This window comes from Sphingopyxis sp. YR583 (assembly GCF_900108295.1).
In the GTDB taxonomy this organism is placed as follows: domain Bacteria; phylum Pseudomonadota; class Alphaproteobacteria; order Sphingomonadales; family Sphingomonadaceae; genus Sphingopyxis.
Map to the genome: position 1 here is coordinate 183818 of NZ_FNWK01000004.1, position 21441 is coordinate 205258.

The 21441-nt window shown below is 64.2% G+C and carries 26 protein-coding genes; 17 read left to right on the forward strand and 9 right to left on the reverse strand.

Translation table 11 applies throughout. The annotated features are described in order from the left end of the window. Positions 1-43: 43 nt before the first annotated feature. Positions 44-1192 (reverse strand): PEP-CTERM sorting domain-containing protein, encoded by a 1149-nt coding sequence (locus BLW56_RS18235; protein ID WP_218140554.1) that lies wholly within the window; start codon positions 1190-1192, stop codon positions 44-46. A 453-nt stretch (positions 1193-1645) separates the two neighbouring features. Between BLW56_RS18235 and dksA the strand changes: the two genes are divergently transcribed. Then, entirely contained in the window at positions 1646-2107 is a 462-nt protein-coding gene (dksA, locus tag BLW56_RS18240) for an RNA polymerase-binding protein DksA (protein WP_039572520.1), read from the forward strand. An 87-nt stretch (positions 2108-2194) separates the two neighbouring features. After that, positions 2195-2584 (forward strand): PilZ domain-containing protein, encoded by a 390-nt coding sequence (locus BLW56_RS18245; protein ID WP_093512390.1) that lies wholly within the window; start codon positions 2195-2197, stop codon positions 2582-2584. A 46-nt stretch (positions 2585-2630) separates the two neighbouring features. Here BLW56_RS18245 and BLW56_RS18250 read toward each other — a convergent pair whose 3' ends face one another. Beyond that, positions 2631-2789: a DUF465 domain-containing protein gene (locus tag BLW56_RS18250; protein ID WP_083435846.1), complete on the reverse strand. Its 159-nt coding sequence runs from the start codon at positions 2787-2789 to the stop codon at positions 2631-2633. A 123-nt stretch (positions 2790-2912) separates the two neighbouring features. On the opposite strand from BLW56_RS18250, the gene BLW56_RS18255 reads away from it, so the two are divergent. Both BLW56_RS18255 and BLW56_RS18260 read left to right on the forward strand, forming a co-directional pair. Continuing rightward, a complete protein-coding gene (locus BLW56_RS18255) occupies positions 2913-3110 on the forward strand; it encodes a YdcH family protein (RefSeq protein ID WP_093512392.1) in 198 nt (65 codons plus the stop codon). A gap of 109 nt (positions 3111-3219) precedes the next feature. Continuing rightward, positions 3220-3666, forward strand: a complete 447-nt coding sequence (locus BLW56_RS18260) for a DUF1465 family protein (protein ID WP_256203653.1) — start codon at positions 3220-3222, stop codon at positions 3664-3666. On the opposite strand, the gene BLW56_RS18265 is transcribed toward BLW56_RS18260, so the two are convergent. Then, positions 3663-4745 carry a DUF2332 domain-containing protein gene (locus BLW56_RS18265; protein WP_093512394.1) on the reverse strand — a complete coding sequence of 361 codons (1083 nt, stop codon included), beginning with the start codon at positions 4743-4745 and terminating at the stop codon, positions 3663-3665. The two genes, BLW56_RS18260 and BLW56_RS18265, sit on opposite strands and share 4 nt — an antisense overlap. A 39-nt stretch (positions 4746-4784) precedes the next feature. Here BLW56_RS18265 and hisG point away from each other — a divergent pair, with 39 nt between their 5' ends. The 7 genes from hisG (at position 4785) to BLW56_RS20680 (ending at position 12115) form a co-directional block, all read left to right on the forward strand. Beyond that, positions 4785-5441, forward strand: a complete 657-nt coding sequence (gene hisG, locus BLW56_RS18270; protein WP_093512396.1) for an ATP phosphoribosyltransferase — start codon at positions 4785-4787, stop codon at positions 5439-5441. Then, complete coding sequence (gene hisD / locus BLW56_RS18275; protein WP_093512398.1) at positions 5428-6720, forward strand: histidinol dehydrogenase; 1293 nt, start codon at positions 5428-5430, stop codon at positions 6718-6720. The genes hisG and hisD overlap by 14 nt, the downstream gene beginning before the upstream one ends. 2 nt (positions 6721-6722) lie before the next feature. Further along, positions 6723-7169, forward strand: coding sequence for a transcription antitermination factor NusB (nusB, locus tag BLW56_RS18280; protein WP_093512400.1), 447 nt, complete (start codon positions 6723-6725; stop codon positions 7167-7169). Positions 7170-7282: 113 nt separating this feature from the next. After that, positions 7283-8215 carry a thiamine-phosphate kinase gene (gene thiL / locus BLW56_RS18285; protein WP_093512401.1) on the forward strand — a complete coding sequence of 311 codons (933 nt, stop codon included), beginning with the start codon at positions 7283-7285 and terminating at the stop codon, positions 8213-8215. A gap of 298 nt (positions 8216-8513) precedes the next feature. Then, entirely contained in the window at positions 8514-9368 is an 855-nt protein-coding gene (locus BLW56_RS18290; RefSeq protein WP_177176021.1) for a tetratricopeptide repeat protein, read from the forward strand. 202 nt (positions 9369-9570) lie between these two features. Further along, the gene (locus BLW56_RS18295; protein WP_093512620.1) at positions 9571-11688 is read left to right on the forward strand and encodes a sodium-translocating pyrophosphatase; all 2118 of its coding nucleotides are present in this window, start codon (positions 9571-9573) and stop codon (positions 11686-11688) included. 121 nt (positions 11689-11809) lie between these two features. Beyond that, positions 11810-12115 (forward strand): hypothetical protein, encoded by a 306-nt coding sequence (locus BLW56_RS20680; RefSeq protein WP_093512405.1) that lies wholly within the window; start codon positions 11810-11812, stop codon positions 12113-12115. A 33-nt stretch (positions 12116-12148) separates the two neighbouring features. Here the strand turns inward: BLW56_RS20680 and BLW56_RS18305 are convergent, their stop codons facing one another. Further along, on the reverse strand, positions 12149-12967 hold the full coding sequence (locus tag BLW56_RS18305) for an SDR family NAD(P)-dependent oxidoreductase (RefSeq protein ID WP_093512407.1): 819 nt from the start codon (positions 12965-12967) through the stop codon (positions 12149-12151). Positions 12968-13280: 313 nt separating this feature from the next. On the opposite strand from BLW56_RS18305, the gene BLW56_RS18310 reads away from it, so the two are divergent. Continuing rightward, entirely contained in the window at positions 13281-13808 is a 528-nt protein-coding gene (locus tag BLW56_RS18310) for a CarD family transcriptional regulator (RefSeq protein WP_062182596.1), read from the forward strand. Between the two features lie 55 nt (positions 13809-13863). On the opposite strand, the gene truA is transcribed toward BLW56_RS18310, so the two are convergent. Continuing rightward, positions 13864-14604 carry a tRNA pseudouridine(38-40) synthase TruA gene (gene truA / locus BLW56_RS18315; protein ID WP_093512409.1) on the reverse strand — a complete coding sequence of 247 codons (741 nt, stop codon included), beginning with the start codon at positions 14602-14604 and terminating at the stop codon, positions 13864-13866. Continuing rightward, positions 14601-15521: a methionyl-tRNA formyltransferase gene (gene fmt, locus BLW56_RS18320; RefSeq protein ID WP_093512411.1), complete on the reverse strand. Its 921-nt coding sequence runs from the start codon at positions 15519-15521 to the stop codon at positions 14601-14603. Before fmt ends, truA begins: the two co-directional genes overlap by 4 nt. Before the next feature lie 35 nt (positions 15522-15556). Between fmt and recR the strand changes: the two genes are divergently transcribed. Genes recR through def form a run of 3 tightly spaced genes read left to right on the forward strand, consistent with a single transcriptional unit; the run spans position 15557 to position 17070 of the window. Further along, the gene (gene recR / locus BLW56_RS18325) at positions 15557-16153 is read left to right on the forward strand and encodes a recombination mediator RecR (RefSeq protein ID WP_093512412.1); all 597 of its coding nucleotides are present in this window, start codon (positions 15557-15559) and stop codon (positions 16151-16153) included. A gap of 26 nt (positions 16154-16179) precedes the next feature. Further along, positions 16180-16488: a hypothetical protein gene (locus BLW56_RS18330; protein WP_093512414.1), complete on the forward strand. Its 309-nt coding sequence runs from the start codon at positions 16180-16182 to the stop codon at positions 16486-16488. Between the two features lie 48 nt (positions 16489-16536). After that, complete coding sequence (gene def, locus BLW56_RS18335) at positions 16537-17070, forward strand: peptide deformylase (RefSeq protein WP_093512416.1); 534 nt, start codon at positions 16537-16539, stop codon at positions 17068-17070. 162 nt (positions 17071-17232) lie between these two features. On the opposite strand, the gene grpE is transcribed toward def, so the two are convergent. Next, positions 17233-17787 carry a nucleotide exchange factor GrpE gene (gene grpE / locus BLW56_RS18340; protein WP_093512418.1) on the reverse strand — a complete coding sequence of 185 codons (555 nt, stop codon included), beginning with the start codon at positions 17785-17787 and terminating at the stop codon, positions 17233-17235. A 4-nt stretch (positions 17788-17791) separates the two neighbouring features. Continuing rightward, positions 17792-18835 carry a heat-inducible transcriptional repressor HrcA gene (gene hrcA, locus BLW56_RS18345; protein WP_093512420.1) on the reverse strand — a complete coding sequence of 348 codons (1044 nt, stop codon included), beginning with the start codon at positions 18833-18835 and terminating at the stop codon, positions 17792-17794. 223 nt (positions 18836-19058) lie between these two features. On the opposite strand from hrcA, the gene BLW56_RS18350 reads away from it, so the two are divergent. Continuing rightward, a complete protein-coding gene (locus tag BLW56_RS18350) occupies positions 19059-19859 on the forward strand; it encodes a dienelactone hydrolase family protein (RefSeq protein WP_093512422.1) in 801 nt (266 codons plus the stop codon). A gap of 3 nt (positions 19860-19862) precedes the next feature. On the opposite strand, the gene BLW56_RS18355 is transcribed toward BLW56_RS18350, so the two are convergent. Beyond that, positions 19863-20519 (reverse strand): hypothetical protein, encoded by a 657-nt coding sequence (locus BLW56_RS18355; RefSeq protein WP_177176022.1) that lies wholly within the window; start codon positions 20517-20519, stop codon positions 19863-19865. 126 nt (positions 20520-20645) lie between these two features. Between BLW56_RS18355 and rph the strand changes: the two genes are divergently transcribed. Continuing rightward, positions 20646-21362 (forward strand): ribonuclease PH, encoded by a 717-nt coding sequence (gene rph / locus BLW56_RS18360; protein WP_093512426.1) that lies wholly within the window; start codon positions 20646-20648, stop codon positions 21360-21362. Positions 21363-21441 lie beyond the last annotated feature (79 nt).

Here is a 21441-nt window from a genome sequence, read left to right on the forward strand (position 1 = left end):
AGTTCGGTGGTCGGGTTAGCCCCCCAGACCGCCAGTGGATTTCTTAAGCCGCGTTGGCGTCGTCGCTGTTGCGGTTCGCCGCGCGGCGCCGCGCGACAAGCGCAGCGGCTGCAGCGCCGAACAATAGCATCATCGGCGGTGCCGGAACAGGGGTCGGATCGCCCGACGACCCGCCACGGCTGCTGCTGCCGCCCGAGCTCGACGACGAGGAACTGCTGCTCGACGAAGAGGAGGATGACGACGAGCTGCTGCTGCTGGTCGAGCCGAAGCTGCTGCTGCCACCGGTCGCGCCCGACGAGGTCGCGCCGCTCGACGTGCTGCTGCTCGACGAAGAGGATGACGAAGAACTGGAAGACGAGCTGCCGCCCTTGGACGAACTGCCCCAACCCGAGCTGCCCTTCGAGGAGCTGCCCCAGCCCGAGCTGCCATGACCGTGCGAGCTGCCGCCCTTCGACGAACCGCCCGACGAGGACGAGCTCGACGAGGAGGAGGAAGAGGACGACGAGGAACTCGACGACGAGCTGCTGCTCGACGACGACGTGCTGACGTTACCCGACGATGTCGAAACATTGCCCGACGAGGTGCTGACGTTGCCCGAAGATGTCGAGACGCTGCCGGTCGAGGTGCTGACGCTTCCGGTCGAGGTCGAGACGGCGCCGGTCGAGGTCGACACACCGCCGGTCGACGTCGAGACGCTGCCGGTCGAGGTCGAAACGCCCGACGAGGTGCTGGACGAGGTCGACACGCCGCCGGTCGTCGTCGAGGTGACGACGATGCTGCCGCTGCTTCCGCCGCCGCTGCTGCCACCGAAGAAGCCGCCAAAGAAGCCGCCACCGAAACCGCCGCCAAAGCCGCCGCCGATGACCGTCACGCCGCTGCCGCTGCTGCCGCCGCCTTCGAAGCCGCCGCGCGGGAAGGGGGCATAGGGGATCGGGGGCAGCGGGATCGTCTGCGTCACAACCTGCGTCTGCGGGGTCGCGGTACGGATGATGCGCTTCGTCGTGACGACGCGGCGTACCCGCTTGACCGGCTTGCGCGCGGCATGGCGCTTGCGGACGACCTTCTTGCCGGCGCAAGGCGAGCAGGACTGGACCGTCTGGGCGCGTGCCTTCGGAACGTCGGCGATCTGCATCGCGCCGCTACCGATGATTGCCCCGCCGCAGGTGCAGGCGCAAAGCTTGGCAAGGGCCATTCGGACAGACATAAGCTTCTCTTTCTTTCCCGTTGCAGGTGCAAAGCGCCGTCGCCCGGCACCCCCCCGTACACTTCCGCTATACCCCAAAAGGACAAAGCTTTGTGAACGCGGCAATTGTGTTAACCGCGTTTGCCTGTCCGAGAGCGGGAATTGCAGCGCGGAATCAATCAAAATCCCGCTATCTGTCCCAAAACAGTACGTAATATGCAATAAATCTATGCGATTGGTTAACCTTCGGACCTAAATCGCCGCCGATCGCGCCCGTTGCGTTGGCGTCGATCGCGGCCGGAGAATCGGCGGCGCCACCTCGCCGGTTCATCGCCGCGTCATCGCTCGTCGCTATCCGCAGCTTAGGCGCTTGTATCGTTGCCAGCGGCTGGTTATAGGCGCGCCACTCCCTGCACCGCTCGGCGGCCCGCGGGGTGACAGGAAAGGACGCGAGAGCCCCTCATGCCGACCAAGATTGCCGACGTTGGCGCTGACGCGCTTCGCGAAGCCAAATCCAATCTCGATTCGGACTATGTCCCCAGCGACGACGAAGAGTTTATGAACGAGCGGCAGCAGGATTATTTCCGCGGCCTGCTTCTCGCCTGGAAGAAGTCGATCCTGTCCGAATCCGAATCGACGCTTGCGCATCTGCAGGATGGCCCGCTGCGCGAACCCGACCTGGCCGACCGCGCTTCGAGCGAGACCGACTGGGCGATCGAGCTTCGCACCCGCGACCGCCAGCGCAAGCTGATCGCGAAGATCGATTCGGCGATCCGCCGTATCGACGAAGGTGAATATGGCTATTGCGCGGTCACCGGCGAGCCGATCTCGCTTGCCCGTTTGCAGGCGCGCCCGATCGCGACGATGACGCTGGAGGCGCAGGAGCGTCACGAGCGCAACGAACGGATTTCACGCGAAGATTAGTCGTAGAGGGCACCGGCCCCATTTACGATTCCGCAATGGCTAAGGTCTAGATTCCGCGTCTCGACATTCGAGATATGGGGCGCAAAAATGGATTCACAACGACCGTCATCGGTGGACGAGGAGGTCGCCGCGCTGTCGCGCAGCGCCGATCGCGACAGCCTGTTCATGCAAGCCGCCCTGATTCTCCCCGGCAGTGCCGACCCCGTGACCGTGCGCGTGCGCAACCTGTCACCGGGCGGGATGCTGGCGGAGGCCAAGGTCAAGGTCGCACAGGGCGCGGCGATCGAGGTCGACCTGCGCAATGTCGGACCGGTCGCGGGCCGGGTGATCTGGGTGGGCGAGGGCAAGTTCGGCATCGCGTTCGACCGTCCGGTCGACCCGCAGGCGGTGCGTCGTCAGGTGGTTTCTCAGTCCGATCTGCCGCCGCATCTTCGGCGCACGGGGCTCGAACCGGGGCCCTTCTATCGCCGACGCTGATGCGTCCTTGAACAGGGTGGCATCAGCGGGGCGATAGGGCTGGCGATCAGGCGATCGCGAGCATCTCTTCCTTGAGTTTCAGTTTTTGCTTCTTGAGCTGCGCAAGCACACCGGTATCGGGGGCGGGGCGGCGCTCTTCATTCGCAATTTTCACATCGAGGTCCGCGTGGCGGGACTTCAGGGTGGAAAGGTGCGACGTGCTCATTGGCATTCTCCTTTTCGACTCGATGGGCAGGACGGAGTAAAACATGAAACCGCCGCGATGTCGTGACGATTCGGCCAGCCGGTCCCCGTTGCGGACCAGTGGTGAACGTGGCAGGGAGTCCCCGTGAACCCCGAAGAAATTACCCAGCGACTGGAACTGCTACGCATCGAGCATCGTGACCTCGATGCGGCGATCATTGCGCTTGGCGAAGGCGCGACGCCCGACCAGTTGCAGATCGCGCGGCTGAAAAAGCGCAAGCTCAAGCTGCGCGACGAAATCGCCTGGTGCGAGGATCAACTGCTCCCCGACATCATCGCCTAACGGCTTGAATCAAAACGGGACGATCCGCCCGAATATTCATGGTTACCGTCATTGCCGAAGGGGCGGGGGACGTGGCATCTCCGTTTCGATGGGCGGTGGGCGAACGAACATGATGGCAATCGATGTGCCGGTGCAGCGCGCACAGGTCGAAAATCTCTATGTCGAGGCAATGCTGCTCGCCGACGAGGCGCATACCGCCTTTGCCGCGCAGCGCGACCTCGGTGCGGCGCGGGGCAATGCGGCGGTACAGATCGGCCTCGCGTGCGAATCGCTGAAGACGACGACGCGGCTGATGCACATCATCGCCTGGCTGCTCCATCGCCGCGCAATGTTCGCGGGCGACCCGGGGGCGGGACCGCACGACAGCGCCGCGCGGATCGGCGATCCGGTTGCCGCCGACTGGAGCATCTGCGCGGGCTTCGAAGCATCGACCGGCCGGATCATCGCAGCGAGCGAACGGTTGTTCGAGCGCGTCGCGATGCTGGAGGCCGGGTGGGATGCGCCCGCCGTGACGCCGGTGCAGCAACTTCTCGCACGGCTTGAAGCGCGGCTTTAGCGCCCCAGCCACTCGACCCAGGCGCCATGGGCATGGGCATGCGCCAGCTTTTGCGGTTCGCCGCCGCCGGGCCAGTGGCGCACGACCAGCTCATGATGATGCACCGTGCGATTGGCCTCGAGCGCGATCCACGCGAGCGGGCGTTCGCCCGTCGCGCGGGCGCCGGCCGCCTCCATCGCCGCAGTGATCCGCGCCTGCTGGTCGGCGGGTACATATTGCCAGACGATCGAATGCATCAGCACGCGCGTCGTGCCCGCGGCCTGCGGGCGTGCGAGTTCGGCTTCCACGAAATCGGCGGCATTGGCGTGAACAAGCTGCGGCGGTTCTTCGGTCGCCGCGGCAATCGCGGCCTCGATGCGTGCGAAGCGGACATGGTGCTCGGGCCAGATATAGGCCTTGAGCCGCAGCGCCTGCGCGGGGTCGGTCAGGTCGACCGGTGCGACGTCGCAGCCTTTGAGTCCGGCGAATTCGATCGCATGCTGCGGCGGATGGTTGCCGCGCCAGTCGGGCGTGAAGGCGAGCGCCCCGGGCGTCGGTCCGAAATGCACCCCGCCGAGATCGTAATGATAGCGGTCGATCATCAGGTTGATCCCCGCGCTCGATCCGATTTCAAGACAGTCGAAGCGCGGAGGTAGCCCCCGATCGGCGAGCCACAACATCGCCGCGATGAAGTTCGACGAGCGTCCGGCTTCGTTGGTCTGGGGCGGGCCGTCGAGCCAGGGAAGCAGCGCCGCCTCATGCCGCGCGACGACGCCGGCGATGATCGCATTGTCGTTGATGTCCTCGCTATCGGCATAGATGGGCGCAAGCTCATGTGCCGATTCGGACAGATGCAGCGCATGAATGCCGCCGGCAGCGCGCAGCGGCAGCGCGTCGGCGAGCGGCGCACCTTGCCAACCCGCGATGCGACGGGCGAATTCGGTTGCAGGCTTGTCGAGCAGGGCGTCGAGCGCCGCGACGACCCGCGCCGTGACGCGGGCATCGTTCGCGCGGCAATAGGCGACCTGATTCGCAAAGGCGGTGCGGACGGCGCCGGCCCCGGTTTCCGCCATGTCGATCGGCTTGTAGCGCTCGCTCATTGCCCTTTTTCCCTTGTATGCTTATGGGCGCGCAAGCTTATGCCCGAACCGATCATCTTTGCCATCCCGAAAGGGCGCATCCTCGACGAAGCGCTGCCGCTGCTTGCGCGCGTCGGTATCGAGCCCGCGGCGGATTTCTTCGACAAGAAGAGCCGCGCGCTGGTGTTCGGGACGAACCAGCCGCATATCTCGCTGATCCGCGTCCGCGCGTTCGATGTCGCGACCTTCGTCGCACATGGCGCGGCGCAGCTCGGCATCGTCGGATCGGACGTCGTCGACGAGTTCGACTATTCGGAGCTTTATGCCCCGGTCGACCTCCGCATAGGCCATTGCCGCCTGTCGCTCGCAGGGCCCGAGGGCAGTGCGCCGCCGGGGCTTGGCGAAAGCCACATCCGGGTTGCGACCAAATATCCCGGCACGACGCGCCGCTGGTTCGAGGCGCAGGGCATCCAGGCCGAATGCATCAAGCTCAATGGCGCGATGGAAATCGCACCCAAGCTGGGGCTCGCCTCGCACATCGTCGACCTGGTTTCGACCGGTCGCACGCTTGTCGAGAATGCGCTCGCCGAGCAGACGATCATCAGCGAAGTTTCGGCGCGGCTGATCGTCAACCGCGCGGCGTTCAAGCTGCGTTCGGCCGAAGTGCCGGCGCTTGTCGAACGTTTCCGTCAAGCGGTGGGCGATGCGACGGTTTGACGCTTCCGCACCCGGCTTTGCCGCGGAGTTCGACGCGTTGGTCAATGATCGGCGCGAAAGCGCGTCCGATGTATCGGCCGACGTCGCGGCGATCATCGCGCGGGTAAAGGCCGAGGGCGATGCCGCGCTCGCCGACTATACGGCAAAATTCGACCGCTTCGATCTTGACGCGAGTGGGTGGCGCATTTCGAAGGACGAATGCGCCGCTGCCTATGAGGCGCTGGCGCCGGAGCTACGCGATGCGCTGAACCTCGCCGCCGACCGGATCCGCGCCTATCATGCCGCGCAGCTTCCCGAAGACCGCGATTACCGTGACGATACCGGCGCGCGCCTTGGTGCACGCTGGCGCGGCGTCGATGCCGCGGGCGTTTACGTCCCCGGCGGGCGCGCTGCCTATCCCTCGTCGGTGCTGATGAACATCATCCCCGCCAAGGTCGCGGGGGTCGAACGTATCGTGATGATGACCCCGACGCCGGGCGGTGAGACCAATCCGGTCGTGATGGCCGCCGCGCATATCGGCGGGGTCGACGAAATCTGGCGCGTCGGCGGGGCGCAGGCGATCGCGGCGCTCGCTTATGGCACAGCAAGGATAGCGCCGGTCGACGTCGTTACCGGTCCCGGCAATGCGTGGGTCGCCGAAGCGAAGCGGCAGCTTTATGGTGTCGTCGGTATCGATATGGTCGCGGGGCCGAGCGAGATCGTCGTCGTCGCCGATGCGAAGAACGAACCGCATATCATCGCCGCCGACCTCCTGAGCCAGGCCGAGCATGATCCGACGAGCCAGTCGATATTGTTCACCGACGATGGTGATTTCGCGGATGCTGTCGCGGCTGCGGTCGCGCACGTCATTCCGACTCTGAGCACCGCGCCGACGATGCAGGCAAGCTGGGCGGACAATGGTGCGGTGATCATTGTACCGAACCTTTCCGATGCGATCCCGCTATGCGATCGCTTGGCGCCGGAGCATCTCGAACTCGCGGTCGATGCGGCCGATGCCGATGCCCTGTTCGCCAAGGTGCGGCACGCCGGGTCGGTTTTCCTAGGGCGTCAGACCCCCGAGGCGATCGGCGATTATGTCGCCGGGCCCAACCATGTTTTGCCGACCGGCCGCCGCGCTCGGTTTTCGAGCGGGCTGTCGGTCACCGATTTCATGAAGCGCACCAGCTTCCTTGCGCTCGACGATGCAAGCCTTGCCGCGATCGGTCCGGCTGCGGTCGCGCTTGCGGGCGCCGAAGGACTTCCCGCGCACGCACTCAGCGTCGCCAACAGATTGAAATAGATATGAACAAACGCTCCCAATCCCGCTCCGCCGCGCGTCTCGCCGCCGTTCAGGCGCTCTATCAGCACGAGATGGAGGGCACGCCGGTTGCCAAGCTGATCCACGAATTCCATCAGCACCGCATCGGCGCGACGATCGAGGATGACGAATATGCCGATGCCGACACCGCCTTTTTCGACGATATCGTAAAAGGCACGCTCGCACGCGCGGAAGAGATCGACGCTGCGATCGTCGCGCGGCTTGCGAGCGGCTGGTCGATGGACCGGCTCGACCGCACGATGAAGGCGATCCTGCGCGCGGGCTCTTACGAGCTGATGGCGCGCGGCGACGTGCCCGTCGGCGCGGTGGTCAGCGAATATGTCGATGTCGCAAAGGCGTTTTTCGATACGCGCGAGGCGGGGTTCGCCAACGGGTTGCTCGATGCGATCGGCAAGGATGTGCGGAAATAGCAACCAATCGGGTCGAAACCCGTTTGCCCTGAGCTTGTGAAGGGCCGTCCTTCTGTGTGCCGGGGTCAAGAGAGCGGTCTTTCCGTGGGCCCGGGACGAGCGGAGGTTGAGTTTTGAGCGAAGCCGATTTCATCGCCCGCCTACGCGCCATTGCGACCGATCCCGCCGCGCGTGGACTTTCCGACGATGCGGCGGTGCTGGGCGACCTTGTCCTCACCCACGACATGATCGTCGAGGGCATTCATTTCCTTCCCGACGAGCGGCCGCAGGATGTCGCGTGGAAGCTCGTCGCGGTGAACCTTTCCGATCTCGCCGCGAAAGGCGCTGCGCCGCTCGGTGTGCTTGTCGGCTACAGCCTGACCGGTGACGAAATCTGGGATGCGGCCTTCGTTCGGGGGCTTGGCGAGGTGCTACGCCGTTACGACGTGCCGTTGCTGGGCGGCGATACCGTCGGCATTCCCGAAGGGGCGCCGAGGACGTTCGGATTGACCGCGGTCGGCAAGGCGCCCGCGACCGGCGCGCCGGCACGCAGCGGAGCAAGGCCCGGCGACCAGATCTGGGTCACCGGGACGATCGGCAATGCCGGGGTCGGACTTGCGATGCGGCTGGGACAGATCGAACCGAACGAAACCTGCCTTGCCGCTTATAGCCGTCCGCATCCACAGCTCGCCTTTGGGCAGGCGGTGGCGCCGCATGTCCACGCGATGATGGATGTGTCCGACGGGCTGCTTATCGATGCGCAGCGAATGGCCGAGGCGAGTGGGTGCCAGCTTGGCATCATGCTGGAATCGGTGCCGCTCTCCGCCGCATTGCTCGCGGTGCGGCCCGATGTGCTCGACACACGGCTCGCCGCGGCGAGCGCGGGGGACGATTATCAACTGCTGTTCGCCGCCGATCCCGGCGCGGCGGAGACCATTCGCAAGATTGCGGCGGAGCTCGACGTCGCCGTCGCGCCGCTTGGTCATGCGGGCGTAGGGGGCGGGATCGTCCTGACGCACCGGGCGCAGCGCATCGCACTGCCCGATCGCCTTGGCTTCATGCACTAGGAGTGCCGACACCTTCCGATTGCCGTGAGTTATTTTGATTTGAAATCAGTTTGATGGCACGGCATTCTTGCTCTGAAAGAACGTATCCGCCGGCGGGTGCGGCGAGTCAGAGGGGTTCATATTGCTCGACCGGAATTTTGGACGTCGGAGCTGGGCCCGCGCGATAACGGCGATCGGTTTCGCTTGCTTCTGCTATTCGGCATCGGCCGCTGCCGCTCCGGATTCCGTCGATGTCATACTGGTCCAGACAGTCGCGCCAGATCCGTCGGCTACAGACGCCGAGGAATCGCCCGATCCCGTGGTGGCACTCGAGAAGCAATGCGAAGCGGGCAATGCCGATGAATGCACGCGGCTCGCCTATCGTCATCACGAAGGCGACGGGGTTCCCGAGGACGATGCACGCGCGACCCCGCTTTTCGCTCGTGCCTGCCATCTCGGTGATATGACCGGCTGCACGATGGCGGGCTATGCCTATAGCGAGGGCAGGGGCGTCGAACGCTCGCACGAACGGGCTGCGGCCTATTATGCGTTCGCCTGTCACGGCGAAGAGGCGACAGCATGTTCGAACCTCGGCCTTTCCTATATCGGCGGGGACGGCGTCGCCAAAGATCCCCGGCGCGCTGCAAAGCTGTTTCGGCAGGCTTGCGATCTGGGCAGCATATCCGGCTGCGCGAACCTTGGGGCTTCCTATTCGCTGGGCAAGGGCGTCGCGCCCAACCAGCGGCGGGCGGCGCGACTTTTCGAGCGCGCGTGCAAGGCCGACGACCAGCACGCTTGCTATAACCTTGGCGTGCTCCATCGCGACGGACTGGGCATGCCACGCAACTACAAGCGCGCGCTTGCCCTGTTCGAGCAAAGCTGCGGTGTCGACGACGCTTCGGCTTGCGGCAATCTGGCGATGCTGGTGAACGACGGACGCGGTATTCGGCGCGACCGCCAGCGCGCGCTGCAACTGTTCGACAAGGCGTGCGGGCTGGGCGAGGCCGAAAGCTGCTTCACGCTGGGGCGGGCCTATCAGACCGGCAAGGGGATCGAACGCGACAATGCACGCGCGATCGAACTGCTCGAGCGGGCGCTGGCGCTCGACCCCGAAACCGAATCCGCCGCCGATGCGCGCAAGGCGCTGGCTTTGGCGCGCGGCGAAGCTGCGTAGCGCCGGACGCCGGGCACGGTGCGGAAGCCTCGGTAAACTGCCGAATAAGCGGGGTTGCGCCCCGCTTTCTTTCTTCCCATAACTCAACGTCCAAATTTGGGGCGGTCGCATCAGGGGAGAGAGCGAACCGGCATCAATAAGTCGGACGTGCTCGACTGCTATCTTCTGCGTCGCCCTTCTCATGGGGAAGGAACAGTCACGCATGAATCCGGTTTTGATCGCGATAGCGTGCGGCCTTTTGGCCGTGCTCTATGGATTCATTACCTCGCGGCAGGTGCTCAGCGCATCGGCGGGTAATGAGAAGATGCAGGAAATCGCCGGCGCCATCCAGGAAGGCGCCAAGGCCTATCTGGGCCGCCAATATCGTACCATTGCCATCGTCGGCGTCGTCGTCGCAGTGCTTGTCTGGGCGTTCCTCGGCGAGGTTTCCGCCGTGGGCTTTCTGATTGGTGCCGTCCTGTCGGGTGTTGCCGGCTTCGTCGGCATGAACATCTCGGTAAAAGCCAATGTCCGCACCGCGGCAGCGGCACAGATCGGGCTGCAGGCGGGTCTCACTATGGCGTTTCGCGCCGGCGCGATCACCGGCATGCTCGTGGCGGGCCTCGCGCTCCTCGCGATCTCGGTTTTCTTCTGGTATCTGGTCGGTCCCGGCGGCTTCACCGTTGGCGGTGAAGATCGCACCGTCGTCGACGCGCTCGTCGCGCTCGCCTTCGGCGCCTCGCTGATCTCGATCTTCGCGCGCCTCGGCGGCGGTATCTTCACCAAGGCGGCCGACGTCGGCGCCGACCTCGTCGGCAAGGTTGAGGCCGGAATTCCCGAGGATGATCCGCGCAACCCGGCGGTGATCGCCGACAACGTCGGCGACAATGTCGGCGACTGCGCGGGCATGGCGGCCGACCTTTTCGAAACCTATGTCGTCACCGTCGGCGCCACGATGGTGCTGATCGCGCTGCTGCTGAAAAGCGCGGGCGACATGCTGCTTCCGCTGATGACGCTGCCGCTGCTGATGGGCGGTGTGTGTATCGTGACCTCGATCATCGGCACCTATTTCGTTCGTCTCGGTTCGTCGACCAACGTCATGGGCGCAATGTACAAGGGTTTCCTTGTCACCGCGGTCCTGTCGATCCCGGCGATCTGGTTCTCGACCAGCTATGCTCTGGGCGGCGACATGAACACCAACATCACGGGCACCGACTTCAACGGCAGCGACCTTTTCTATTGCTCGCTGCTCGGTCTCGTCATCACCGGGCTGATCATCTGGATCACCGAATATTACACCGGCACCAACTATCGCCCGGTGCGCAGCATCGCCAAGGCGTCGGAAACGGGCCACGGCACCAACGTGATCCAGGGCCTCGCTATCAGCCTTGAATCGACCGCGCTGCCGACGCTCGTCATCTGCGTCGGTATCATCGTCGCCTATCAGACCGCCGGCATCATCGGTATCGCCTTCGGCGCCACCGCGATGCTCGCGCTTGCGGGCATGGTCGTCGCGCTCGACGCCTATGGCCCCGTGACCGACAATGCCGGCGGCATTGCCGAAATGGCGGGCCTCGACGATTCGGTTCGTGAAAAGACCGACTTGCTCGACGCCGTGGGCAACACGACCAAGGCGGTGACGAAGGGCTATGCCATCGGTTCGGCCGGTCTCGCCGCACTGGTGCTGTTCGGTACCTACACCGCCGACATCGCCGAATATTCGGCAAAGCTCGGCATCGACGCGCCGCTGACCTTCTCGCTGTCGTCGCCCTATGTCATCGTCGGGCTGCTGCTCGGCGCGCTCCTGCCGTACCTGTTCGGCGCGATGGGCATGACCGCGGTCGGCCGCGCGGCGGGCGACGTGGTGAAGGACGTTCGCGACCAGTTCGCGAACAACAAGGGCATCATGGACGGCACCAGCCGCCCCGACTATGCCCGCACCGTCGACCTCGTCACCAAGGCGGCGATCAAGGAAATGATCATCCCGTCGCTGCTGCCGGTGCTGGCACCGATCGTCGTGTTCTTCGTGATCCGTGCAGTGGCCGGTCCGGCCGCGGCGTTGGAAGCGCTCGGCGCCCTCCTGCTCGGGGTGATCGTTGGCGGGCTGTTCGTCGCCATCTCGATGACCTCGGGCGGCGGCGCGTGGGATAATGCCAAAAAGTACATCGAGGACGGCAATCATGGCGGCAAGGGCAGCGAAGCCCATAAGGCCGCGGTGACCGGCGACACCGTTGGCGATCCGTACAAGGATACCGCAGGGCCGGCGGTCAACCCGATGATCAAGATCACCAACATCGTGGCGATACTGCTCCTCGCGGCGCTGGCGCACGGCGCGGCGTAAGCTGCGCCGCCTGCGGGCAAGGAAAAGCCCCGCCGGAGCGATCCGGCGGGGCTTTTTCGTGACGGCTCTGGAGGTGGGGAGCGGACTTCCAGTTGCCATCGCAAGATGATATTATCGTCTGATGTTTGCGATGTTTCTCATTGCCGCAATTGTTGCCCCTCAGCCGAGCGACATCCATGCAATCGAAGTTACCCGCGCATCCGCCCCCTATGTAAGTCACACCCGCGACGGTCGAGCTTTTGTCGAGTTCGGACCGACGGTCGAGACACGCAATGTTAGTTGCAGCCTTCAGGGCAGGGACGTTTTTGATTGCACCTATGAAGCGCGGATAAAGGATTTTTTCGCGTCGGATTATGCCGCTTGGCTGCCTAAACGTGAGCACATAGCCTTTCGCGATAACTGCTGGCAGATAGTGTCGCCCAAGTAAGGCGGACGTCTGCAATCGGTCGAAATAGGACCGTCAACTCGCGTTCGTCGCCTTCATCTGCGCCGCATAGCCCGCCTGTACCATCGCGCTCATCCGGTCGAACAGGGCATCGGGATCGCTGCGGCGTAGCGCTGCGATTGCCGCTTCGGCGCCCTCGGCAACGATCAGCTCGCGCGTCCCCGCATCGACCGCCGCCAGCATCTGCGCCGCGGCGTCATCGGGCGAAAGTCCGTTTTCGATCGCGGCGTCGCTTTCGCCGCGAGTGCTGCCGTCGGCGTTCAACGCGTTCCGGCTGACGTTGGTGCGGACCGATCCGGGCGCGACGACGAGCACTTTCAATCCCAGATGCTCATTCTCGGCGCGCACGCTGTCGTGATAGCCGATGATGCCATGCTTGGCGGCGCAATAGGCGCTGCGTAGCGGCACGCCCGCGATGCCCGCGACGCTGGAGATGGCGATAATCTGCCCGCCGCCCGCACCGACCATGCGCGGCAGCAGCTGCTGGGTAAGCGCAATCGGCGCGAGCAGGTCGACGCCGATGATCTGCTGATAGACCGCGAAATCGGTCTCGACCGCCAGGCTGCGCTGCGAGATGCCGGCATTGTTGACGAGGCCGTCGATGCGGCCCTGCCACCCCCATGCCCGATCGGCGATGGCGGGGAGGGCGGCATAATCGGTTGCTTCGAACGGAAGAATCAGCGTCTCGGTCGCGCAATCGGCGGCGACGGCATCGAGCGCATCGACGTTGCGCCCCGAGAGGATCAGCTTTGCTCCGCGAGCGCCGAGTGCGCGCGCCAAAGCGGCGCCGATGCCCGACGATGCGCCCGTGATCCACCAAACTTGACCCTGCATACCGGCTCCCTATCTATGATTTCGTTTCAACCTGAAACGGGTGTGAGGAGCCGTCAAGGTGCCGACCGACGCATTTCTGCGCAGGGCTGGCAATTTTGTTGCGAATCTGTTATAATTAATATCAACACGCCGACATTGTGCCTCTTCCCGCCGCCGGGCTGGGGCATCCTTGGCGTTTCCGATGGAGCCACATCCCTTGTCACTCTGACTGGCTAGCGCCGCCCTACCAGCTCAATCCCCCTCCAGCAGAGGGCCGGATATACCGCTGTTCACGCGCTTCCTGTCCCCGACAAGGCCAATGAAAGGAACTTGAATGTCCGCAAGCACCCCCGTTTTCGAAGTCGGTGACTATGTTGTATATCCCAAACATGGCGTGGGGCGCGTCATCGAGCTGCAAAAGTCCGAAATTGCCGGCATGCAGCTGGAACTCTATGTTCTCCGCTTCGAAAAGGAAAAGATGACCCTTCGCGTTCCGACGAACAAGGCCGAAGGCGTCGGCATGCGCAAGCTGTCGTCGGACAAGACGCTGAAGGAAGCGCTGCAGGTTCTGACCACCAAGCCGAAGGTCAAGCGCACCATGTGGTCGCGCCGCGCGCAGGAATATGAAGCGAAGATCAATTCGGGCGACCTTGTGTCGATTGCCGAAGTGACGCGCGACCTGTTCCGCGCCGACGACCAGCCCGAACAGAGCTATTCGGAGCGCCAGATCTTCGAAGCGGCGTCGAGCCGCCTCGCGCGCGAACTCGGCGCGATGGAAGAAAGCGACGAAAAGACCGCGCAGGCGAAGATCCTTCAGATCCTCAATGAGCATGCGCCGCTCTACTACGCCGAAAAAGTGTAATCGCGTCCACAGCGATGAAGGAAAGGGCGGTCTGGTAGGGCCGCCCTTTTTCGTTTCAGGGATAGGTTGCGCTGACGAAATACAGCCCGTCGGGTGGCGCATTGAGGCCGAGCGCATTGCGGTCGGCGGCATCGAGCGCCGCCTTCAGGTCGCGCGCCGACCATTTGCCATAACCGACCAGCGATAGGCAGCCGACCATCGAGCGCACCTGATGGTGCAGGAAACTGCGCGCCGCCGCCTCGACGATGATTTCGTCGCCATGGCGGCTGACCGATAGCTTATCCAGCGTCTTCACCGGGCTTTGCGACTGGCAATGCGCCGAGCGAAACGTCGTGAAGTCGTGGAGCCCGATCAGTTGCTGCGCCGCGGCGTGCATCGCCCCGGCGTCGAGCGGCTTGACGACTTGCCAGGACAGGCCCTTGTCCCACGTCAGCGGGGCGCGGCGATTGACGATGCGATATTCATAAGCCCGGCCGATGCAGGCGAAACGTGCGTGCCAGTCGTCGGGGACGATCTCGCATGCCACCACCGCGACCGGCGCGGGGCGGAGCTGCGCGTTGAGCGCCTCGGTCAGCTTGAACGGGGTCAGCGGCTTTTCGATGTCGACATGCGCGCGCATCGCGATGGCGTGGACCCCGGCGTCGGTGCGCCCGGCGCTGAACACCTGAACGGTCTCGGCAGTGAAACGGTGGATCGCTTCCTCGATCACCTGCTGGACGCTGGGGCCGTGCGCCTGCCGCTGCCAGCCCATATAGGGGCGGCCGTCGAATTCGATCGTGAGGGCAAAGCGCGTCATGCGAGGCGCGTTCCCGCCGGGATCGCGCGGCCGCGCAGCAGCTCGCCCACGTCCATGGCCGGCTTTCCGGCGCGCTGGATGCGTGTCGCGCGGATCGCGCCGGGATTGCAGGCAATGGTCATGCCGTCGTCCAGTGTCACGCCCGGCGCGACGCCGGCGACGGTGTCGGCGGGAGGGACAAGCTCTGCCGCCAAAATCTTGTAGCGCTCACCATCGAGTTCGAAAAAGGCGCCGGGTATCGGATTGAACGCGCGGATCTGCCGCTCGACCTGCGCGGCGCTTGTCAGGAAATCGAGACGGGCTTCGCTCTTGTCGATCTTGGAAGCATAGGTGACCCCGTCCTCGGGCTGCGCTTCCGGCTGAAAGGCGTGGAGGTCGCTCAGCACCTTCACCATCATCAGCGCGCCCATTTCGGCCAGTTCGTCGGTGACCCGGCCAGCCGTCTTGCCGGCGATCGGTGTTGTCTCGATCAGCCGCATCGCCCCAGTGTCGAGCCCGATGTCCATCTGCATGATCGTCACGCCCGTCTCGGTATCGCCCGCGAGGATCGCGCGCTGGACGGGCGCCGCACCGCGCCAGCGCGGCAGGATCGATCCATGGACGTTGAGGCAACCCTCGCGCGGCGCATCGAGGATCGTCTGCGGCAGGATCAGGCCATAGGCCGCGACCACGGCGACATCGAGGTCAAGCGCGGTGAATTCGGCCTGCGCTTCCTCATTCTTCAGGCTCTTGGGCGTGCGGACGGGCAGGCCATGCTCTTCGGCCCAGACCTGCACCGGACTCTTTTGTAGTTTCTTGCCACGCTGCGCCGGACGCGGCGGCTGCGTATAGACGGCCACGATCTCGTGCCCCGCCGCGTGGAGCGCGGCGAGCGTCGGTACCGCAAAGGGCGGCGTTCCCATAAAGGCGATGCGCATTGTCATTTCCAGCGCGCCGCTTAAGACGATCCGTCATGGCATCGCAAGAGATTGAAGCGCTCGTCCAGCAACTCGCCCGCCTGCCGGGCCTCGGCCCGCGCTCGGCGCGGCGCGCGGTGCTGCACCTGATGAAGAAGCGCGAGAGCAGTTTTGCACCCTTGCTCGCGGCGCTCCAGACGGTGGCCGAACGGTTGGTGACGTGCGGAATTTGCGGCAATATCGATACGCAAGACCCCTGCGCGATCTGTGCCGACCCGCGCCGCGACGATCGCAGCTTGTGCGTCGTCGAAGAAGTCTCCGACCTCTGGGCGCTCGACAAGTCGCGGCTCTTTCCCGGCAAATATCATGTTCTGGGCGGCCGGCTGTCGGCGCTGGAGGGCGTGCGCCCGCAGGATCTCAGCATCGATGCGCTCGTCGCGCGCGTCGCCGCGGGCGGTATCGACGAGGTCGTGCTCGCAATGAACGCGACGCTGGAGGGGCAGACGACTGCGCATTATCTGGCCGAACGGCTGGAGGGCTATCCGGTGCGGCTTACGCAGCTTGCGCATGGCCTGCCGGTTGGTGGCGAGCTGGATTATCTCGACGAGGGCACGCTGGCGCAGGCGCTCAGAGCAAGGCGGCCAGTGGGTTGACGCGTATCGGGAGTCGATTGTGGTTTATGGCCCGTGGCTGGACCGACCGAATCATACGCGATTCCGCTTCGCGCGTCGAATTGACGTTGCTCCCCGGGATGCTGCCGCTTCTTCCTCTGGCTTTCATCGGTCAGCGATTTCCTTTGGCTTGGGTTATCGCTGCGGTCTGGTTTGTGATGTGGGCACTCTTCGTCTCTTGGCGTTACCTACGCTATCTCAAAGAGATATCGATCAAGAGCGACCGTCATTTCGATCGCGTGGGAAAGTATGATCTTCCGCCCGAGTACGCCGACACCGAAAGCGCAACGAAGGCGCGGCAACGACGCAAGAGCTAGGCAAAGCGACCCCTTGACCCCACGCCCCCGCGATCATACCTGCCATCCATGGCCATCCTACCCATCATAGAGACCCCGGATCCCCGGCTGCGTGTCATTTCCAAGCCCGTCGAAACCTTCGACGCCGAGCTCAAGACGCTGGTCGCCGACATGTTCGAGACGATGTACGACGCGCCCGGCATCGGGCTCGCCGCGATTCAGGTGGGCGTGGCAAAGCGCATTCTCGTCATCGACCTGCAGGAACCCGACCCCGAGGATGAGGAGGGCAAGAAGGTCATCCGCGAACCGCGCGTCTTCATCAATCCCGTCTTCTCCGACGAGAGCGAAGAGCATAGCGTTTATCAGGAAGGCTGCCTGTCTGTCCCCGAGCAATATGCCGAAGTGACGCGCCCTGCAGAGGTCACCGTCGACTGGCAGGACGAGGACGGCAAGCCGCATCGGGAACGCATGACCGGGCTGATGGCGACCTGCATCCAGCATGAGCATGACCATCTTGAAGGCATCCTCTTCATCGATCATCTGTCGCGACTGAAGCGCGAGATGGTGCTGAAGAAGCTGATGAAGCTGCGCAAGGCGGCTTAATTCCCTCTCCCCTTGTGGGAGAGGGTAGCGAGACTTGCGAATTTATTCGCTAGTCGCAGCGGGTGAGGGCGTTCGCGACGTTTCGCCCCTCACCCAACTTCAGCTAGGCGGCAAGCCGCCAAGCTTTCGTATCCCTCTCCCACAAGGGGAGAGGGTTTTCGGTCAGCCCGCTTTGGCGACCCCCACCATCGCGGGGCGCAGCAGCCGGTCCTTCAGCATATAGCCCGCCTGCATTTCCTGCACGATCGTGCCCGGCGTCTTGTCGCTCGGGATTTCGAGCATCGCTTGATGCTGGTTCGGGTCGAGCGGCAGGCCGATCGCCGCGATGCGTGTGATGCCGTTGCGTTCGAAGACGCTGAGCAATTCGCGCTCGGTGGCTTCGAGGCCGGTGATCAGCGGCTTGATCGCCTCGTCGGCGCGTTGCTCTTCGCTCAATGCGGCGAGCGCGCGGCCAAGATTGTCGGCGACCGACAGGATATCGCGCGCGAACTTCGTCGCGGCATAGGCATGCGCGTCGGCAATTTCCTTGTCCTTGCGGCGCGTGACATTCTGCGTCTCGGCGCGCGCATAGAGCAGGTCCTGCTGAAGCGCGGCGACCTGTTCGGCGAGCTGCGCCAGCTCGTCATTCTCACCCTGTGCGGGGTTCGCCGCTTCGGCGGCGTCGGCTTCGGTGTTCGCGCCGTCGTCGACCGGCGTGTCGTTTTCAATATTTGTCATAAACCTATCGTATCAGTCTGGAGAGCGATTGTGCGGTGAAATCCACCATGGGAACGATCCGGGCATAGTTCAAGCGCGTCGGGCCGATGACCCCGACTACGCCGACCACGCGCCCGTCCGCGCCGCGATAGGGCGCCGCTATCACGGACGAGCCCGAAAGCGAGAATAATTTATTTTCCGACCCGATGAAAATGCGGGTGGCGCTGCCTTCGCGCGCGCTGTCGAGCAACTGCGCGATATCCTGCTTGGTTTCGAGTTCGTCGAGCAACTGGCGCACGCGGTCGAGGTCGCCGACCGCGCTCTCGTCGAGCAGGTTCGCCTGACCGCGCACGATCAGCACGGGCCGGTCGGCGCCGTCCGACGACCAGATCGCGAGGCCGCGGCTGACGAGGTCTTGCGCCGCGCGGTCGATCGCGATGCGCTCGGCCTCTATCTCGCGCCGCACGCGCGCCATCGCTTCGGTCAGCGTCAGCCCGGACAGCGTCGCCGAAATATAATTGCCCGCCTCGACGAGCGCCGACTGGTTCAGCCCCGGCGGAATGTCGATGACGCGATTTTCGACCGTCCCGTCGCCCGCGACGAGCACGACGAGCGACTGGTTCGCCGACAGCGGCACAAAGGCGAGCTGTTTCAGGATGCGCTCATGCTTGGGCACGAGGACCAGCCCGGCGCAGGCCGATAGCCCCGACAGCGCCGACGTCGCCTGCGCAAGCGCGCTTTCGATGGGGCCGGCATCGGACAGGCTCGCCTCGATCTGTGCGCGGTCTTCGGCGCTCGGCTCGGCAACCTGCATCATGCCGTCGACGAACAGGCGCAGCCCCTGTTCGGTCGGCAGGCGCCCCGCGCTCGTATGCGGGCTCGCGAGCAGGCCGAATTCTTCCAGATCCTGCATCACATTGCGGATCGACGCGGGCGAGAGGTTGAGCGCCGCGAGTTTCGATAAAGTGCGCGATCCGACCGGCTGGCCCGTTTCGAGATAGGCGTCGACGACCAGCCGGAACACGTCGCGCGCGCGCGTGGTGAGTTCGGTGATCGGCGGTGTCGTCATAAGGGGGATTTAGGGACGGGGAGAGGGCGGGGCAAGCTTGTGATCCTCCCTGCCGCAAAGCGGTGGGGAGGGGGACCGCTCGCGAAGCGAGTGGTGGAGGGGCCGCGACGTCGCGCCAATGGCCCCTCCGTCAGCGCTTTGCGCTGCCACCTCCCCATGCTTCGCACAGGGAGGATTGCGTTGTGCGGTATCATCGTTAGCCTCCGCGCGGGGAGAGAAAATCATGACGACACCGCCACTCGACCGCGACGACCCCCTGAGCGATTTCGAGCATCGCGAGATTGCGCTGCTCGGCCGCAAGCACCGCGTCTACACGATGGGCAGCGGTCCCGCCGTCATCGTGATGACCGAGATGCCCGGCATCAGCCCGCATGTGGCGCGTTTCGCGCGCTGGGTCCGCGATGCGGGTTTTACCGTCTATATGCCGCATATCTTCGGCAAGGATGGCGCGGTGCCGCGTATGCCCGGCGCGGTCTTCACGATGATCGGCGGGTGTATCAGCCGCCAGTTCAGAGCGTTCCAGGCCAATGAAAGTTCGCCCGCCGTCCAGTGGCTGCGCGCACTCGCAGCGCTCGCGCATCGGGAATGCGGCGGCAAGGGTGTCGGCGCGATCGGCATGTGCTTCACCGGCAATTTTGCCCTCTCGATGATGCTCGAGCCCGCGGTGCTCGCGCCGGTGCTCTCGCAGCCCTCGCTGCCGCTCAATGATCCGGCGGGAATGCACATCGCACCCGACGAACTCGCGGCGGTGAAAGCGCGGATGGAAAAGGAGGATCTGACCGTGCTCGCCTATCGCTTCGAGGGCGACAAATTCTGCAAGGCGGCGCGCTTCGAGGCGTATGAAAACGCCCTCGGCGACCGCTTCATCGGCCGCGTCCTCGCCGACGAGCATGCAAACCCCGACAGCCCGATGAAGAACCCGCACAGCGTCGTCACCATCCACCTGATCGACGAGGAGGGCCAGCCGACGCGGCAGGCACGCGACGAAATCCTCGATTTCTTCAAGATGCGATTAAGAAGTTAGACCTTACCGTTCGCGATTCAGCCGCTCAGCGATCGCGGGACGTATATGGTATTGCGCTGGCAAAAGCGGCGCAAACGGAGCTACCGCCGTATCCAGCACTTTGGCGTTGGCGATTTCATTTGTCGCACACGAGGCTTCGGCGGGCTGGCGCGCCATTTTGTCGAATATGGAAAGGACCGAAATTTTTGGCCCTGGTGCCGCGATAGCAAGACTTCGTCCGGGAAGGGCATCGGTCGTGCGCTTGCAGTCTGTCGAGTAAGATTCATCCATATTCTTCGGGCCAGACCAATCGGCTTGCCAGCGCAGGGATTCCAGTCTTTTCAGCAATTCTTGCAGGCTGGATTGGTTAAGCATAACCACTTTGCGTGCGATTACCGGCGCCTCCATCACGGCGTCGATGCTGTCACTCGGGCCAAGATCGAATGCGCGGACACATCCGTGAATGTCCGCGCGCTGAACGTACCAGCTTATCTGGAGCCGACCCGTCCGTTGGACCACGACCTCGCGGCCCAGAGGACAATCCCCAAATGTCCAAGGTCGGTTATGTTCGACGTTGCGAACATAATAGATTTCGTCGAAATCGTCGGGGACGTGCGTTCCATCGCTGGTTACACTGCTCACCAAGGCCACACCGATCGCCACGAAGATCGCGGTAGTCAAAGCGATGAGGGAGCCAATTCGCATCGGTTTACTCTAGGTGGGAGCTATGGCCGTAGCATAGCTTTTTCTAGCCAATCACGACCGGCCTCGCTAAGCGCCCCCACACATTCAAAGGAGAACTTCGATATGCGCCCCTCCGGCCGCGCGCCCGATCAGATGCGTCCCATCGCGATCGAAACCGAATATACCATCCATGCCGAGGGCAGCGTACTCGTCAGCTTCGGCAACACCAAGGTGCTGGTGACCGCCAGCGTCGACGAGAAGGTGCCCGCGTGGATGCGCGGTAAGGGCGCGGGCTGGGTCACCGCCGAATATGGCATGCTGCCCCGCGCGACCCACACGCGCGGCAGCCGCGAAGCGGCGAAGGGCAAGCAGTCGGGTCGGACGCAGGAAATCCAGCGGCTTATCGGACGCAGCTTGCGCGCCGTCGTCGATATGAAGAAGCTTGGCGAGCGCCAGATCATCATCGATTGCGATGTGATCCAGGCCGATGGCGGCACGCGCACCGCGTCGATTTCGGGCGCGTGGGTCGCGCTGCGCCTCGCGGTCGACAAGCTGCTTGCGGCGAAAACGATCGCCGAAGATCCGATCGAGGACAAGGTCGGCGCGATCTCGTGCGGGATCTACAAGGGCACGCCGGTGCTCGACCTCGACTATGACGAGGATTCGGTTGCCGAAGCCGACGGCAATTTCGTGCTGACCGGCAAGGGCCAGATCGTCGAGGTTCAGGCAAGCGCCGAGGGCGCCACCTATGACGAGGAAGGCCTGCTCCGCCTGCTCCGCCTCGCGCGCATCGGCTGCGGCGAGATTTTCGCGGCGCAGGACAAGGCCACGGGACGGTAATTTTCATCGTCACCCCGGACTTGATCCGGGGTCCATGACGACAAGGCGCTATGGATGCCGGATCACGTCCGGCATGACG